This window comes from Myxococcus sp. CA023 (assembly GCF_010998615.1).
Taxonomy (GTDB): Bacteria; Myxococcota; Myxococcia; order Myxococcales; family Myxococcaceae; genus Myxococcus.
The window spans coordinates 41134-57921 of the sequence record NZ_JAAEAH010000054.1; the positions used below are offsets into that span (position 1 = coordinate 41134).

Below are 16788 nucleotides of genomic sequence, written 5' to 3' on the forward strand. Positions count from 1 at the left end.
CCCAAATTCACTCAGGCATTCGCCCAGGCCACCACCGCGCGCTCCAGCCGGTTCGCGGCGAGGTCCTCGTGGTGGAGGAGGACGTAGGCTTGGTTCGAGCCCCAGTGGAATCCCGAGGCGTTGTCGAAGTCGATGCGCAAGAGTTGCGCGTACGCATGAAGGGCACTGTCACGCCCGGGAGGCGGTACGAAGGAGTAGGGTTCGTCGAGCCCCGCGCTTCGGTGGCCGGACAGTCGGTGGAGGCCAGGGCGCTGCTCATCCTCCAGATAGCCTGAAGGCGTCCACGCGTTCCATGCATCGTGGAGTTGCATGAGCCCAGCAGGTAGCGGCGCTTCCCACTCGGCACCTCCCGGGAGTGACCAGCCGGGGATGAACTGCATCCGCGTTTCCCAGCGGCCGACGCATCGAGGCGGCGAGACAGGGCGGGCGCGCGCTTCGGTGGGGTCCGGATACCAGCGCACACGGAACGCGCTGGCGGTGCAGTCCGGTGCGCGAAGATTGCGGTCGAGCGCGAAGAGGCCACGGCGCGGCAATGTGGCAGGTGTGTCACTCAGTTGAGCGAAGTTGAGCTGCCCGAGGAAGTGGAAGCCATCCCACGTCAGGTCCGCCTCTTCGACGTAGGGGATGCCGCCGAACTTGCTGTCGAGCGTGGAGAGCACGGGCTGCGCGGCCCTGTGGCCCATCAGTCTGTGGAGGATGGAAGGCCGGAGGGGCGAGCGAGCGACGCGCTCCGAGCGGATGTACAGACACGGTGAAGGCGCCGTTTCGAGGAACCGCACGACGTCGGACTCGAGCCCTGGTGTTTGAGAGCGGAGCAGCCGCCGGAGGTCCTCGGGGAGTTCGAGCGGGGGTCTCATGATGTCTCGGCGCCCAAGCCTGCTCGCTTCATTGTCTGGGCCACCCGGACGTGGACGATGGGCATCACACCCACCCCCAGACGGGTTGTCGAGCAGCCTGACGCCAGAAGCAGGACCAGCAGCACGACCCAGCCGCTCATCATGAATGTCCCCCAGGGATGAGTGCCCGCCGCGTCACCCCCGTGTGACGGGGGCGGCTACTCCGGCTTCTTCGCACCCGTCCGCTGCCAGAACTCGCGCAGCAGAATCGTGGCGAAGCGGGAGTCATTCAGGATGTACCGCCGCCACAGGCGCTTGGGCTCGTTCACCAGGCGGTACAGCCATTCGAAGCCCGCGCGCGAAATCCAAACGGGCGCGCGCTTCGCCGTGCCGGCGATGAAGTCCAACCCCGCGCCAATGCCAATGGCCACCGTGGGGCCCAGCTTGGAGGTCACCTGCGAAATCCACACCTCCTGCTTCGGGCTGCCCAGCGCCACCAGCAGCAAGTGCGGGTCCTTCTCGCGAATCTTCGCGACAATCGGGTCGTTCTGCGCGTCACCGCCGTCCACGCGCACCATGGGCGAATCCCAGCCCACCACCTCCACGCCGTACTGCTCGCTGACGATGCGGCCCACCTTCTCCGCCACGCCGGGGCCCGCGCCCAGCAGGAACACGCGCCACTTGCGCTCCGCCCCCAGCTTCATCAGCGGGAGGATGAGGTCCGAACCGGCGATGCGCTCGGGCAGCGGCACGTCCATGGCGCGCGAGGCCCAGACGATGGGCATCCCATCCACCACCGAAATCGTGGCGCGTGAGTACGCCTCGCGAAACTGCGCGTGGTCCTCGGCCAGCACCACGTGGTCCACGTTGGCGGTGAACACGTAGCCGCCCTGGCGCGAGTCCACCAGTCGGCCAATCTCCGTCACCGCCTCCTCGAAGGTGAGCTGGTCGATGGCGAGCTGGCCGATGTTCAGGCGCGCTCGGCCAGTGGTGAACGGGGTCTGCGGGGGTACGGGCGTCGCGGCGGAGCTCATGGCTTCTTCACCGTCAGGTCGAGCACGGTCATGGAATAGGGCGGCAGCCGCTGGGTCAGGGAACCCGCGGCCTTCGCACCGGGAGTCTGCTCGGTGAACCCCCCAGGTGCGCCCGAGTAGCCCAGCACGCGCACGCTGTCGAGTGTCCCGCAGCCCTTGAGTTGAATCTGCGCCTGGGCGGCCTGGTCCGGGTCGAAGTTGAGCACCACCGCCACCATCTTCCCGCCCGCCTCGTCGCGCGAGGCGAACACGCTGGTGCCCTCGGCGGCCTTCGCGGGCACCCACCAGTCCTGGAAGCGGCTCCCCTTGCCGTCGAAGTTCCGGAACGCGCGGAACGCCCAGAACACCGGCGAGCCCTCAGTGGGGTACTGCCAGAAGTAGGCGGAGTAGATGTTCTCCTGCGCGAAGCGGCCCAGCGTCTCGGCCTGGGCCAGGCCGCCGCTCATGTGCCGGAAGGCGCCGAAGTTGTACTCGCCAATCGAGATGCGCAGGCCCGGGTAGTTGTCGGCAATCCACTCCTTCATGCGCGGGATGAGGCGCACGGGCTCGCCAATCCAGGACTCGTCCTTGTACGTGGGGTCCCACAGCCCGCGCGTGGAGCGGATGCGGCGCGCGTTGGTGGCGGGGTCCGTGTTGCCCTCCAGTCCGACTCCGACGTTCGTCTGTGGATAGAAGTGCAGGTCCACGATGTCGAGCAGCCGCACGCCCGTCTTCTTCTCGTGCTCGCGAAGCTGCCGCAGGTACCAGGGCAGCAGCGGCATGTTGCCGTGCGCGCGCCGGTCCGAGTGCGGCATCTTCCCCGGCGTGAAGTCCGCCGCGGACCACAGGTAGTTCGTCCAGCCCCACTCGGCGGGGCCCGCGATGAGGCCCTCCGGGTCTTCCTTCCGCACCACCGAGCCGTAGGCAATCGTGCGCTCCAGCAGCCCGTCATACGACAGCGGCTCCGGGTGCACGTCGCGGTGCGTGGAGTTCCAGAGCATGGGCTCGTTGTCCAGGATGTACGTCTGGACGCTGCGCTGGCCCCGCTCCTGGTCCTTCTTCCGGATGGCGCGGATCCACTCGGCGATGAACTCCGGTGGGGCCTCGGTGCTGGTGAGCGTCGGCGCGCCGGGCTTCAGCGGCGTGCCATCCCGGGCGAGCCCGTTGCCCGAGCCGTTGTCCTCCTGCTGCTGCGAGCCGAAGCGCGACACCGGGAAGCCCACCGACTTCGCGTCCTTGGCCACCCAACCCAGGATGGGCACCGTCAGCGCGGACGTCATGCCGTGCTTGCGGTTGGACTCCAGGAAGTCGTCGTAGCTCAGGCCGATGTCGACGTTCTGGTAGAACCAGTCGTTCGCGGTGTTCCACGCGCCGCCCAGCTTCCAGTTGTAGCGGGACGTGGGGTTGCCGCCCCAGCGGCGCGTGGTGGCACCCACCTCGTACTGGTGCTTGTCGCGCTTCTCCGTCAACCCGTCGAAGGCGATGCCGTAGATGAGCGGACTGATGCGGTGGCTCGGCGCGGTGCAGTCGATGGTCATCGGCGCTTCGCGGCCACTGCCCTGGCCCGTGCGTCCGCCCCCCGCAGCCAGCGCGGCGGCCAGTTCGGGCGGCAGCGGCACCAGCGACACCTTGTCGAACAGCACCCATTCACGGCCCACGCTCTTGGACGCGCGCAGCACCACGCGGTCGAACGGCTGGCCGCGCGGGTTGAGCTGCTCCATGGGGATGACGATCTCCGACCACTCACCGTCCTTGCGGACCTGGAGCTCGGGGATGATGGGGACGCGTGGGAAGCTGGCAGCGCCCGGAGCGTCCAGGCGGACCTCCAGGAACTCGCCGAAGGACTCCGGAGCGCTGAACCGGAACGACAGCGCGCCGAAGGTGCCCTCCAGCTTGGGCCGGTAGAGAATCCACCCGGCGTAGTTGAACAGGCGCATGCGCGCCGGCGCGCCCTTGGGGAGCTCGCGCTGCGCCCAGCCGAGGTCCTTCCAATCGGAGGACAGGCCTCCGTCGTACAGCATCACCGGCGTGGTCTGTTCGGTGCCGGCGCCCGGCGTCGTGGCCGCGGCGCCGCTCTTATCCGTTGCGTTGCTCGTGCCCGGCGCTGCCGTGGCCGCGCTGCTCGCTCCCTGCGCTTCCGCGCCGACGGCCCGCGCCACCGTCACGGTGCCACCGGCCAGCAGCGCACCCGCCAGTACAGCGGCGCCAGCCTTCGTCCGCGAACGCATCACTTCATCCTCCATGGGCGGCGCCCGCCCCACCACGCTAGAGCGCGACTTCGTCCGTGTCCTTGCGCGGGAAGATGCGGGCGGGAATCCCCACGGCCACGCTGTCCGGCGGTACGTCCTGGAGCACCACCGCGTTGGCGCCGATGCGCGAGCGCGCGCCGATGCGCACCGGTCCCAGGATGCGGGCCCCCGCGCCAATCCAGACGTCATCCTCGATGACGGGATAGCCGTTGTCCTTCGCGGTGCCCACGGTGTTGTTCCCGTAGAATCGCACGCGGTCGCCAATGCGCGCGTCGCCGCCGATGACGACGCCCAGGCTGTGCACGAAGTACACGCCCTTGCCGAGCGTGACGTCCTTGCCAATCTCAATCCCCATCACCGCCGTCTGCGCCACGCGCAGCACGTGGTTGACCAGGGGGATGCGGTAGGCCAGCGCGGCCTCGCGGGCGCGGTTGAGCGCGGTGATGCGGTACGAGTCACTGGTCAACACCACCTTGGCAATGGACTTCGCGTCCGAGTTGCCATTGGCGGCCTTCGCCAGCTCCAGCGCATCCGTGACGAGCGAGCCAATCATCGATTCCCTGGCCTTCAGCATGGTGTGTGACTACTCCCCCCGGCCCTGCAGGTAGCGGGCGACCTCGCGGGCAATGCCCGTCCAGCCGCCGGCCTCGCCGCGCGCGCCGCGCAGATACTCCATCCCGTACACCACGGAGGTGCCGGCGAAGGCGGCCTTCTCCAGGCCCAGCTTGTCCGCGGCGTTGGCGGCGTGCATCACCGCGCGCGTCAGCACGCGTGACGCGTCCGGCGCCACCAGGGTGGCGGCCAGCAGCGGGCGGGTGAGCGGGTTGGTCTGGAAGAGCAGCCGCCACGGATTGACGTCACGCACGTCTGGGTGCTTCCGGGCCACCTGCGTGTCGAACATGCCGTAGCGGTGCGCGCGCTTCAGCCAGCGCTCGAAGGACACGTGGTCACTGCCGTGCAGCACGTACGCGTCACGCGCGAAGACGAAGGCGCATCCGGCCTTCTCCAGTCGCACGCCCAGCTCCACGTCCTCCGACTGGCCCAGCGACTTGTCGAAGCCGCCCACGCCCACGTAGTCCTCGCGAGGGAAGGACACGTTGCCGGTGAACAGGTGAACGCCACGGGCGCGGGCGCCGGGCGTGGAGAGCTCCTCGGCCATGCGGTTGTTGAGGTACGCGTACCAGCGCTCGAACAACGGCATGTCGCCAATGGACGGATCCGGCCGGATGCGGCCCAGCACCACGGTGCGCGAGCCCTCCGGGTGGTGGGCCAGGTGCCGCTCCAGGAAGTCCGGGGCCACCTGCATGTCGTCATCCGTGACGAGCACCACTTCGCCCCGGGCGGCCATGACGCCCCGGTGCCGGGCGGCGGCGGCGCCCGCGTTCTGCTGCACCTCCACGCGCAGGGTATAGGGCAGGGCCAGGGCCTGCAGCGGCTCGCGGGTGGGCTCCTTGGAGCCGTCGTCCACCACGACGACCTCGAACTGCTCGGGCGGCAGCGTCTGCCCGGCCAACTGCCACAGCAGCCGGGTGATGAGGGGCAGCCGGTTGTACGTGGCGATGACGACGCTGAGCCGGGGCGCGAAGGTGGAGCTCATGCCTTCTTCTTCTGGGAAGACGCCCGGCGCTGCTTCTTCGTCAGCCGGGGAAAGGTGACGCTGCCGAGGAAGCGCTCGCGGCCCACGAACTCCAGTGTCTTGTTGGCGGCGCCGAAGTCCGTCTCGCCCAGGGTGACGCAGAGGAGACAGCCGTCGGCGGCCAGCGCCAGCGGCAGGCTGGCCGGACGGGTCATCAACGAGTCGATGACGGCGACGACACGCTCGCCCCGGGACACACGCTCGCGCAACTCCAGCACCTTCTGCGCGGCGGCCGTGGGCGACAGGCCGGTGGCGTCTTCCAGGTGGATTTTCTGCGAGTAGGCGTAGGGCGCGCCCGCCTCCAGCACGGCCGTGGCGGCTTCCAGCGCCGGAGCACCCGGGTGGGCCGGCACCACCGTGAGGAAGCTCCACGCGTGGCGCTCCAGGGCGAACCACAGCCGTTGCAGCGCCGGGGACGGAATGGCGCTGTCGGTCGAGGTGGCGTCGGCGGGAGGTGCGCTGGAATCGGCTGCCATGGGGAGGGGCTCGGTATAGCGCAACGCGTGGCGTCGGCCCAACGGCCTCTCCGGGCAGTCCGGGGCGCGGCGGCCCGCCTGGCTGCCGCGGAGCGCGCCTGTGACGCTCGACGGTCAGCGCCTCCCAGACCGGGCGTTCCGTCGCGTGCTCCCCAGGCGGCCCGGCGGGGCTCGCGAAGCCCTCCCCACCGCGCGCGTGAAGGGCGTGTGACGGGCTGGGTACGCCCCTACCCACGCCGTGGCAGGGGCAGGCAGGCGTGTTATGCCATCCACTGTGCAGAAGATTGGCTATTTGATTCCCGAGTTCCCCGGACAGACGCACATCTTCTTCTGGCGCGAGCTGCAGGCGCTCCAGGGGAAGGGCGTGACGCCGGAGCTGGTGTCCACGCGTCCGCCTCCCGCGCGCATCATCTCGCACAGCTGGGCGCGCGAGGCCATGTCGCGTACGGAGTACCTGACGCCGCCGGGGCCGCTGGGGGTCGCCAAGGCCGCCGCGGAGGTGGCCCGCGCCATGCCCACGGGCTGGGCCCGGTGCCTGGCCTCCATCGCCCGAGCGGAAGGGCTGGACGCGAAGGGCCGCGCGCAGCTGTTGGCCTTCGCCGTCATGGGCGGCCGGCTGGCGTCGCTGGCGCGGGAGCGGGGCTGGACGCACGTCCACGTCCATTCATGCGCCAACGCCGCGCACGTGGCGCTCTTCGCGAACCTCCTGTCGGGGTTGCCCTACAGCCTGACGCTGCACGGGCCGCTGTACGACTACGGCCCCAACCAGCGCGAGAAGTGGCGGCACGCGCGGTTCGCCTTCGTGATTACGAAGAAGCTGCTCAAGGAAGTGAATGACGAGCTGGCCGGCGCGCTGCCGTCGCGCATCGAGCTGGCGCCCATGGGCGTGGAGCTGCGCAAGTTCAACCGCTCCGTTCCCTACTCGGCGTGGACGGGTGAAGGCCCGCTGCGCATCTTCTCCTGCGGCCGCCTCAACCCCTGCAAGGGCCACGCGGACCTCATCGACGCGGTGGGGATGTTGCGCGCGAAGGGGCTGGACGCGCGGCTGTCCATCGCGGGCGAGGACGAGGCCGGCGGCACCACGTACCGCAAGGTGCTGGAGGCCAAAATCCAGGAGACGGGCCTGGGCGACGCGGTGACGTTGCTGGGCGCGGTGAGCGAGGACACGGTGCGCGGTGAAATCGAGCGCGCGCACATCTTCTCGCTGGCCAGCCTCCAGGAGCCGTTGGGCGTGGCCATCATGGAGGCCATGGCCATGCGCGTGCCCGTGGTGGTGACGGGCGCGGGTGGGGTGCCGGAGTTGGTGGATGACGGTGTGGACGGAATCCTCGTGCCCCCGCAGCAGCCCCGCACCCTGGCGGACAAGCTGGAGACCGTGGCGCGCGACGCCCAGGAGGCCCACCGGCTGGGCGAGGCGGGCCGCCGCAAGGTGGAGACGACGTTCAGCAGTGAGCGCAGCGCGGACATGCTCGCGCAGATGCTCCAGCGGGCGGTGGTGTAGCGGGCCACACGGTAGGAGGTCCCGCCGCGCTGGAAGGTGTTGCCAGGCCGTCATTGGCCCGGTGCGGGCCTTCGGCGGACTGGTGGGTGTCCTGGGGCGGCACCATGATGGGGCCGTCCTGACCGGGGGGCGCTGGGTTCGCCCGCCTGGCAGAGACCCGCGGGCACGGCGGGTTGGACCCGTTGCCAACTCCCCCCACGGCGCATGACCGCCTGGGGTCAGGCACGAAGGGAGGCATCGCGGGTGAAAATGCCCGAGCAACCCACGTTCCATGCGCTCACCCGGCTGGAGCCGCTCGCCACGAGCGTCCTGCTGGTGGACGACAACGCGGCCAACCTGCTCGCGCTGGAGGCCGTCCTGGAGCCGCTGGGCCAACGGTTGGTGAGGGCGTCTTCAGGTCCGGAGGCCCTGCGATGGCTGCTTCGGGAGGAGTTCGCCGTCATCCTGCTGGACGTGCAGATGCCCGGCGTGGACGGCTTCGAGACGGCCCGCCTCATCCGCCAGCGCCAGCGCACCCGCTACACGCCCATCATCTTCCTCACCGCGCACGGCCGCGACGAAGCCCACCTGGTGCACGGTTACGCGGTGGGCGCGGCGGACTACGTGGTGAAGCCCTTCCATCCGGACGTGCTGCGCTGGAAGGTGGAGGCCTTCGTCGGGCTGTACCTCCAGCAGCAGCGGCTCCAGCGGCACGAGTCCGCGCTGTGGGCGCGCGAGCGCCGGATGCTGGAACAGCAGGGCGAGCTGCGCTTCCGCCGGCTGGTGGACACCATGCCCCAGTTCGTCTGGGAGCTGCTGCTGGACGGCACCATCGGCTACGCCAACCGGGGCTGGCTGGACTACGCGGGGCTGTCGCCGGAGCAGGGGCGGAAGTGGAAGGACACGCTGTACTGCCTGCACCCGGAGGACGTTCCCAGCCTTCGGAACGCCTGGCAGGAAGCCCAGCGCAAGGGCCAACCGCTGGAGCAGGAATGCCGGCTGCGGCGGGTGGATGGCGAGTACCGCTGGTTCCTGACGCGCACCATTCCAGAGCGGGACGAGAAGGGCCGGCTCGCCGGCTGGGTCTCCACGGCGACGGACATCGACGACGCGCGCCGGGCGGTGGAGACGCTGCGGGCGGCCAGTGAGGCGAAGGACATGTTCCTCACCATGGCGGCGCACGAGCTGCGCACGCCGCTGCAGGCCGCGCGGGGGTATGCGCACCTGGCCTCGGTGAAGGCGGGCGACACGCTGGCGCCGGGCGTGGACAAGGCGCTGCACGGCATCCACCGCAGCGTGAATCGCATGGCGAAGCTGGTGGAGAACCTGCTCGACGTGGGGCGCATCCAGCGGGGCGAGCTGCACCTGGAGCCGAAGGCGCTGGACGTGGGCGCGCTGCTGCGCGACGTGGCCGAGCACTTCGAGCCGCTGCCCGAAGGCCAGCTCATCGAGCTGGACGCCCCCGAGGGACTGGTGGTGCCGGGAGACCGCGAGCGGCTGGACCAGGTGTTCACCAACCTGGTGTCGAACGCGCTGCGCTACTCACCGGAGGGCGGACGCATCCGGCTCGCCGCCCGCGAGGAGGCGGGACGCGTGCACGTGGAGGTGGTGGACCACGGGCTGGGCATCCCCGGCGAGAAGCTGGAGGACATCTTCGAGCGCTTCGGCCGCGCGCACGGGATTTCCTACGGCGGGCTGGGCCTGGGGCTGTCGATTGCGCGGGGCATCGTCGAACGCCATGGCGGGCGCATCTGGGCGGAGTCTCCCGGCAGCCAGGGCATGGGCAGCACCTTTCACGTCGTGCTGCCGGTGGAGCCGGGCAAGCCCGCGCCATGACGCCGCCGGGCCACCTGCCTGGGGTGGCGGAAGAGGGGGAGGCGGATGGAGCCCGAGGCCGAGCTGGTCCACGAAGACGAGCTGCGTGACGCGTGGCCGGCGCTGTCGGCGCAAGAGCGGGTGGATGGTTTCCACCTGCTGCCGCCCGAGCGCGCGCGGGACTTCTTCGCCACCCTGAAGCCTCCAGCGCAACTGGGGCTGCTCGAGGCGCTCTCGTCCGGGGAGCGGGGCACGTGGCTGCGGGCGATGGCGCCGGATGACGCGGCGGATGTCGTGCAGCGGCTGTCTCCCGAGGCGCGGGAGGCCTGGCTGGCCCTGCTCGACGCGCCGTCCCTGCGTGAGGTGCGGGCGCTGCTGGCGTATGGCGAGGACGCAGCGGGTGGGCTGATGAACCCGCGCTTCGTCCGCGTGCGGCCGGAGATGCGCATCGACGAGGCCCTCAGCTACCTGCGCCGGCAGGCTCGCGAGCAGGTGGAGACCGTCTACTACGCCTATGTGCTGGACGCGGCACAGCGACTGGAGGGCGTGGTCTCCCTGCGCCAGCTCTTCCAGGCCACGCCGGACAAGGCGGTGCGGGAGGTGATGCGCACGGAGTTGATCCGCGTGCGGGAGGACACGGACCAGGAGGTGGTGGGGCGCCTCTTCGCCCGGTACGGCCTGGGGGCCATCCCCGTGGTGGACGACCAGGGGCGGATGAAGGGCATCGTCACCGTGGATGACATCGTCACCGTGGTGCAGGAGGAGGCCACCGAGGACATCCAGAAGGTGGGTGGCACGGAGGCCCTGGGGGCGCCGTACCTGGAGGTGGGCCTGCCCGCCATGCTGAAGAAGCGCGCGGGCTGGCTGCTGGTGCTCTTCCTGTCGGAGATGCTCACCGCCACCGCCATGACGCGCTACCAGGACGAGATTGCCCGCGCGGTGGTACTCAGCCTCTTCGTGCCGCTCATCATCTCCGCGGGAGGCAACGCCGGCAGTCAGGCCTCCACGCTGGTCATCCGCGCGCTGGCGCTGGCGCAGCTGCGCCTGCGGGACGTGGGCCGCGTGCTGCGGCGGGAGCTGCTGTCCGGCCTGTCACTGGGGCTGGTGCTGGGCTCGGTGGGCGTGGCGCGCATCCTGCTCTGGCAGGTGCTGTTCCACCTCTATGGCGAGCACGCTTTCCGGGTGGCCCTCACGGTGGGGCTGGCGGTGCTGGGCGTGGTGACGTGGGGGACACTGGCGGGGTCGATGCTGCCGTTCCTGCTGCGGCGGTTCGGCTTCGACCCCGCGAGCGCGTCCGCGCCCTTCGTGGCCACGCTGGTGGATGTCAGCGGGCTGGTCATCTACTTCACCACGGCGGAGCTCATCCTCCGTGGCACCCTGCTGTAGCCGCCGCGCTCAGCGCTGGCTCGCGGCGGGAGGTGGTGCGTCCTCGTTGGGGTAGGTGATGGCGCCCGGTGGTGGCACGGGCGCCGCGGGCGCGGGGCCCAGCAGCCGGCTGTGGGGCATGGGCCACGCGCCGGTGTGCACGGCGAGCTTCCCCGTCATGGCCACGGCCAGCGATATCTGGAACGTGCAGATGTACGAGATGATGCCCATGTCCCCGAACACCTGGTTGATGTACGTGGCCACCAGTCCCACGATGATGAGCGCGGCGGCGCGGTACTCCGAGACGTCGGTGCGGTGATACGAGCGCACCACCAGGTAGATGGTGACGGCCAGGTACATCCACACGCCCGTGTAGCCCAGCAGCCCTCCGAACGCGAACAGCCCCAGCAGTGAGTTGTGCGGGTGGAAGCGGTACTGGGGGAAGACGAAGGCGATGTCCGGCAGTGGGATGGGCTCCAGGAACTCGTGCCCGTAGCCGGTGCCCAGGATGGGGAACTGGGCCCACGTGGCAATCATGTCCAGGTTCTCGATGTCGCGGTAGTCCAGGTTGCCTTCGCCGCCCTGGCCGTCAATCAGCGAGCGGATGGTCTGCACCGGCGCGAAGACGGACGAGCCGGAGTTCCACCCCGCCGCGATGTACACGACGATGATGGGCGCGAAGAACGGCAGCGTCCGCACCAGGAACCGCTTCAGCGGCGTCCACGGGTTGATGAGGAAGGCCGCCAGCAGACAGCCGGCGAAGCTGACATAGGCCAGGCGCCGGTCGTTGAAAATCATGCCAATGCCAATGAAGGCGATGATGGCCAGACCGCGCAGCATGTGCGCGGACTTGGGCTTCTCGATGAAGCGCATCGTCGCCACCAGCAGGGCGAAGACGAACGTCATCGAGTCGGAGTGGGACGTGGTGTACTCCACCTCCACGCCCAGCTCGTGCACCACGACCATGGCGAAGTAGGTGCTCACCGCGGACTTGGTGAGGCCAGCCAGGATGATGGTCTTCGCGAAGGCGGGCCAGTCCTCCGGGCCCCGCATGGCGTAGTGATACATCGCCACGATGAAGGGCATCATCGCGGCCTGGTGCCATTGCCACAGCGAGTTCTTGATGTCCCCGCCCCGGGCGATGCCGCGCACCTCCATCCAGAGGATGGCGACCAGGGACAGCGCCACCACGGCGATGAGCGGCCGGGGCATGGGCAGCGGCTCCGGGTCGATGGTTGACTTCGTCACCCGCCGGTACATCGCCAGCCCCATCAACCCGAGGATGAGCACGTCCACCAGGGGGAAGCGCAGCGCCCCGATTTTGGTGATGTAGCTGAGCTGCGCGAACATCAGTTCGCCCAGCGGGTGGAGCGGCGAGGGCCACAGGCCCGACTGGGGCCGCTCTGGCACGTAGTCCACCGCCAGGACGAGCCAGGTCACCACCAACACCGGGTACTTCACCGGCACCTTCAGGATGACCCACACCACCCCCAGGCACAGCACGGGGGCCAACGCGACCACGGGGTGGATGACGGCGCCGCCCACGGTGGCCAGCACCAGGAAAGCAAGCAGTGCGCCGTAGCGCAGGTAGGGCGGCCGGTCGGGTGCGTACATCGAGACCCGGAGGAGGCTACATCCGGAGAGCGGGTTGGGATAGATGGAGTGGCACGTATGCCTGCTCCCCGCCCACGCGTCCTTCTGATTGCCGAGCTGTGCAACCCCGACTGGGTGAGCGTCCCGCTCGAAGGCTGGTCGCTCTACCGCGCTCTGGCCGAGGTGGCGGACGTGCACCTGGTCACCCACGTCCGCAACCGGGAGAACATCCTCAAGCAGGGCGTGCAGGAGGGCTCGCAGTTCACCGCGTTGGACTCCACGCCTGTGGAGAAGCCGCTCGACAAGGTGGGCGAGGTGCTGCGGGGAAAGACGGGGGTGGGCTGGACGACGGCCACCGCGCTGAGCGCGCTGCCCTACTACTACTTCGAGGAGGTGCTCTGGCGCCGCTTCGGCCCGCGCATCGAGGCGGGTGAGTTCGACCTGGTGCACCGCTACACGCCCATCAGCCCCACCACGCCCAGCACGCTGGCGGCGCGGTGCAAGAAGGCGGGCGTGCCCTTCGTCATGGGGCCGCTCAACGGTGGCCTGCCCTGGCCCAAGGGCTTTGGCGGCGCGCGGCGGCGGGAGAAGGAGTGGCTGAGCTACATCCGTGACGTTTACAAGCTGATGCCCTTCTACAAGTCCACGCGGGAGAACGCGTCCGCCATCATCACCGGCTCGCGCGCCACGCGGGGGCAGGTGTCGGGGCAGTGGCAGGGCAAGACGGTGTACGTGCCGGAGAACGCCATCGACACCCGGCGCTTCGGCACGGAGAAGTCGGAGGGCCCGGTGGAGTTGCCCCTGCGCGTGGCCTTCGTGGGCCGCTTCGTGCCGTACAAGGGCATGGCCATGCTGATGGAGGCCGCCGCGCCGCTCATCCGCGAGGGCAAGGTGGTGCTGGAGTACATCGGTGACGGCCAGGAGATGGCCAACCTCCGGGCGCAGGCGGCGCGCGAGGGCATCGAGTCCGGCGTCACCTTCGCCGGCTGGGTGAAGCACCAGGAGCTCCAGGGCCGGCTGGCGAAGAACCACATCTTCGGCTTCCCCAGCGTGCGCGAGTTCGGCGGCGCGGTGGTGTGCGAGGCCATGGCGCTGGGGCTGGTGCCCATCGTCATGGACTACGGCGGCCCGGGGGAAATCGTGAGCCCGGCCACTGGCTTCGCCATCCAGATGGGGACGCCGGAGGAAATCGTCCTGCGCGTGCGCGAGGTGCTGACGAAGCTGGCGGCGGACCCGTCCGTCATCCGCCCCATGGGCGAGCGCGCCCGGGAGCGCATCTTCAAGTACTTCACCTGGAGGGCGAAGGCGGAGCAGGTGCTGGAGGTGTACCGCTGGGTGAAGGGCGAGCGCGGCCAGCCGGACTGGGGCATGCCGTTGGCGGACTGAGGCGCGGCCTCACTCGTCCAGGTCCAGCTTGCGGTACAGCGTGCGCCGGTTGATGCCCAGGATGCGCGCGGCGGCGGCCTTGTTGCCGCCCTGCGCCTCCACCACCCGGCGCACGTAGGCGCGCTCCACCTCTTCCAGGGGCGCGTCTTCTCCCGAGGCACGGCTGAGCAGCGACGTCAGGCCGCTGTCGCCGCCGCCCGGCAGGTCGAAGTCCTCCGGCACCAGCGTGTCGTGGTCCGCCAGGGCCACCGCGCGCTCCAGCAGGTTGGCCAGCTCGCGCACGTTGCCGGGCCACGCGTGGGACATCAGCCGCTTCAGCGCGCTGGCGGACACGCCCAGCACCTCGCGCTGCTGCTGCTCGCCCAGGCGCCCGAGGAAGAAGTCCACCAGGGGCAGGATGTCCTCGCGCCGCTCGCGCAGCGGGGGCACCTCGATGCGGATGACGTTGAGGCGGTAGTAGAGGTCCGCGCGGAAGCGGCCTTCGCGCAGCAGCACCTCCAGCGGCTGGTTGGTGGCGGCCAGCACGCGGGCGCGCACGGGGGTCTCCGTGCTCGAGCCCAGGGGCCGCACGCGTCCCGTCTCCAGGGCCTGGAGCAGCTTGGCCTGCACCTCTAGCGACAGCTCGCCCACTTCATCCAGGAAGAGCGTCCCGCCGCCGACCGACACGAAGACGCCGGCCCGGTCCTCGCGCGCGTCGGTGTAGGCGCCGCGCCTGGCGCCGAACAGCTCGCTCTCCGCCAGCCCCGAGGGCAGGGCCGCGCAGTTGAGCTGGAGGAAGGGCTGGGTGCGCCGGCTGCTGGATTCGTGGATGAAGCGCGCCAGGGCGCTCTTGCCGGTGCCTGTCTCGCCGGTGAGCAGCACAGTGGCGTCGCTGCGCGCCGCGCGGCGGGACACCTCCAGCGCCTTCTGCATGGCGGGGCTGCGAGCCACCAGCCCGCCGGGCGTGTCGCCGGGGACGGCCGCGCGCAGGCGCACGATTTCGCGGCGCAGTTGCCGCTCTCGGAAGGCGCGCTCCAGCGTGAGGACGAGCGCGTCGATGTTGAAGGGCTTGGTGACGAAGTCGCAGGCGCCGGCCTTCACCGCCGCCACCGCCAGCTCCACGCTGCCAAAGGCGGTGATGAGCACCACCAACTGGCCCGGCTTGCGCGTCAGCAGCGCCTCCAGCACCTCCGTGCCGCGCATGCGGGGCATCTCCACGTCGGTGATGATCAGGTCGAAGGACTCGCGCTCGAAGAGGGCCAGCGCCTCCTCGGGCGAGGTGCGTCCCACCGCCTCGTAGCCCCGCGCGTCCAGGGATTCGCAGAGGAAGTCCACCACCCCCGCGTCATCATCCAGGATGAGCAGGCGCTTTCTGGGAGTGCTCATACCGCCCCCGTTCCTTCTTCCTTCTCGGAAGGAATGTGCACGATGAAGTGAGTGCCCTGGCCCTGTCCCTGGCGTGACGTCACCGTCACGGCGCCGCCGTGCTCGGAGATGATGGCCTTCACCATTGGCAGGCCCAGGCCCGTGCCGCCGTGGGCGCTCCAGGTGGTGAAGAAGGGCTCGAAGACGCGCTCCAGCGCCGCGTCATCCATGCCCACGCCGGTGTCCTCCACGGACAGGCGCACGCCGTGGCGCTCGCGCAGGCCGGGGGCGGGCTGGAAGGTGGACGGCGCCAGCGTCACCCGCACCTCGCCGCCTCGGGGCGTGGCGCGCAGCGCGTTGGTGAGCAGGTTGAGCGCCACCTGCTGCAGCCCGTCTCCGTCCGCCAGCACGCGTGGGAGCGGCTCCTCGGAATGGAAGGTCAGCCGGACGTCGCGCCTGCGCGCGTCGAACTCCAGCAACTCCACCACCGCGCGCACGGAGGCGAGCGCGTCCAGGGACTCCAGCTTCGACGGTTTGCGGCGGGCCAGGTCCAGGAGCTGGCGGACGATGCGCTCGATGCGCTCCGACTGCTCCACCAGGATGCGCGCGTTGCGCCGCACGTCGTCGGGCAGTTCGGCGCGCGCGGCCAGGGCCTGGGCCCGTCCGTTGAGGATGAGCAGGGGGGAGCCGATTTCGTGTGCCAGCCCCGCGGACAGTTGTCCCACGGCGGCCAGCTTGTCCACGCGCCGCAGGCCCGCCTCCAGTGCCAACCGTGACTCGGCCTCGGCCGACAGCCGCTGCCGTGCCTCGCCCAGCTCCTTCACCATGCCGTTGAAGGCGTGGACGACCTCGCCCACCTCGTCGTCACTGCCGGGCGTCACGGTGGCCGTGAAGTCGCCGCCGCGCACCGCGCGCATCGCCCCCACCACGCGCTCCAGGGGACGCTGGAGGTAGAGCATCAGCAGCAGCCAGCCCACCAGGGAGATGCCAGTGATGAGCGTCAGCACCGACAGCACGGTGGAGCGGCTGGTGGACTCCAGGTCCTGCCGCAGCCCGTCCAGCGGCTTCACCACGGCGAGCGCCCCCACCACGTTGGTGTTGTCGTCGCTGTGCAGGGGCAGGACGATGAGCAGGTGCGACAGCTTCTTGGGGCCCGCGAAGTGGGTGAGGGAGTGGTGCGTCTTCAGCACCCGCCGGGAGGCATCCTCCACCAGGTGTAGCGTCTGCGAGCTGCCCGGGGAGCGCACCAGTGGCACGGCCTGGGCGTCGAAGACGAAGACGTCCACGGTCGGGTCCCGGTGGTCCAACGACTCGAGGATTTCGTTCACGTCCGCCGCCTGCCCATCCCGCAGCGCGTTCTCCATGGCCACCTGGAGCGCCGTGGCCAGCAGCCGCGCCGCCTGCTCGGTGGCCGTCCGCAGGTCGTGCTCCTCCTTCTGGAGTTGGCTGTAGCCGTAAGCGCCCAGGATGACGGCGCTCGTCAGCGTCAGGCCCAGGCCCAGCTTCGTGGAGATGCGCACGCCGGGCACTGTGGCGAAAGTGCACAGGTGGTTCAATAAGCACCAGTTGCGCCTGCTCGCTGAGCGTCGCCGTCC

The 16788-nt window shown here is 70.0% G+C and carries 13 protein-coding genes; 4 read left to right on the forward strand and 9 right to left on the reverse strand.

Going from position 1 to position 16788, the window contains the following annotated elements; genetic code table 11:
• Positions 1–11: 11 nt before the first annotated feature.
• The 6 genes from F8M74_RS23250 to F8M74_RS23275 form a co-directional block, all read right to left on the reverse strand.
• On the reverse strand, positions 12–857 hold the full coding sequence (locus tag F8M74_RS23250; protein ID WP_141253920.1) for a DUF1963 domain-containing protein: 846 nt from the start codon (positions 855–857) through the stop codon (positions 12–14).
• A 197-nt stretch (positions 858–1054) separates the two neighbouring features.
• The gene (epsA, locus tag F8M74_RS23255; RefSeq protein WP_141253921.1) at positions 1055–1870 is read right to left on the reverse strand and encodes an exopolysaccharide biosynthesis glycosyltransferase EpsA; all 816 of its coding nucleotides are present in this window, start codon (positions 1868–1870) and stop codon (positions 1055–1057) included.
• Positions 1867–4077 carry a GH44 family glycoside hydrolase EpsB gene (gene epsB / locus F8M74_RS23260; protein ID WP_141253922.1) on the reverse strand — a complete coding sequence of 737 codons (2211 nt, stop codon included), beginning with the start codon at positions 4075–4077 and terminating at the stop codon, positions 1867–1869. The genes epsA and epsB overlap by 4 nt, the downstream gene beginning before the upstream one ends.
• A 37-nt stretch (positions 4078–4114) precedes the next feature.
• Entirely contained in the window at positions 4115–4672 is a 558-nt protein-coding gene (gene epsC, locus F8M74_RS23265; protein ID WP_020478618.1) for a serine O-acetyltransferase EpsC, read from the reverse strand.
• A 9-nt stretch (positions 4673–4681) separates the two neighbouring features.
• A complete protein-coding gene (gene epsD / locus F8M74_RS23270; protein ID WP_141253923.1) occupies positions 4682–5695 on the reverse strand; it encodes an exopolysaccharide biosynthesis glycosyltransferase EpsD in 1014 nt (337 codons plus the stop codon).
• Complete coding sequence (locus F8M74_RS23275) at positions 5692–6210, reverse strand: hypothetical protein (RefSeq protein ID WP_228559632.1); 519 nt, start codon at positions 6208–6210, stop codon at positions 5692–5694. Before F8M74_RS23275 ends, epsD begins: the two co-directional genes overlap by 4 nt.
• Before the next feature lie 262 nt (positions 6211–6472).
• On the opposite strand from F8M74_RS23275, the gene epsE reads away from it, so the two are divergent.
• The 3 genes from epsE to mgtE all read left to right on the forward strand — a co-directional run bounded on the left by epsE (position 6473) and on the right by mgtE (position 10891).
• The gene (gene epsE, locus F8M74_RS23280; protein ID WP_141253925.1) at positions 6473–7711 is read left to right on the forward strand and encodes an exopolysaccharide biosynthesis GT4 family glycosyltransferase EpsE; all 1239 of its coding nucleotides are present in this window, start codon (positions 6473–6475) and stop codon (positions 7709–7711) included.
• Positions 7712–7960: 249 nt separating this feature from the next.
• Positions 7961–9526, forward strand: coding sequence for a response regulator EpsF (gene epsF / locus F8M74_RS23285; RefSeq protein ID WP_141253926.1), 1566 nt, complete (start codon positions 7961–7963; stop codon positions 9524–9526).
• 45 nt (positions 9527–9571) lie between these two features.
• Entirely contained in the window at positions 9572–10891 is a 1320-nt protein-coding gene (gene mgtE, locus F8M74_RS23290) for a magnesium transporter (RefSeq protein ID WP_141253927.1), read from the forward strand.
• A gap of 9 nt (positions 10892–10900) precedes the next feature.
• Here mgtE and wzy read toward each other — a convergent pair whose 3' ends face one another.
• Positions 10901–12484 carry an exopolysaccharide repeat unit polymerase gene (gene wzy / locus F8M74_RS23295; protein WP_171410177.1) on the reverse strand — a complete coding sequence of 528 codons (1584 nt, stop codon included), beginning with the start codon at positions 12482–12484 and terminating at the stop codon, positions 10901–10903.
• A gap of 57 nt (positions 12485–12541) precedes the next feature.
• Here wzy and epsH point away from each other — a divergent pair, with 57 nt between their 5' ends.
• Positions 12542–13849, forward strand: a complete 1308-nt coding sequence (gene epsH / locus F8M74_RS23300; RefSeq protein WP_026113899.1) for an exopolysaccharide biosynthesis glycosyltransferase EpsH — start codon at positions 12542–12544, stop codon at positions 13847–13849.
• Positions 13850–13858: 9 nt separating this feature from the next.
• Here epsH and F8M74_RS23305 read toward each other — a convergent pair whose 3' ends face one another.
• Positions 13859–15214: a sigma-54 dependent transcriptional regulator gene (locus tag F8M74_RS23305; RefSeq protein WP_141253928.1), complete on the reverse strand. Its 1356-nt coding sequence runs from the start codon at positions 15212–15214 to the stop codon at positions 13859–13861.
• Positions 15211–16713, reverse strand: a complete 1503-nt coding sequence (locus tag F8M74_RS23310; RefSeq protein ID WP_228559633.1) for an ATP-binding protein — start codon at positions 16711–16713, stop codon at positions 15211–15213. Before F8M74_RS23310 ends, F8M74_RS23305 begins: the two co-directional genes overlap by 4 nt.
• Positions 16714–16788 lie beyond the last annotated feature (75 nt).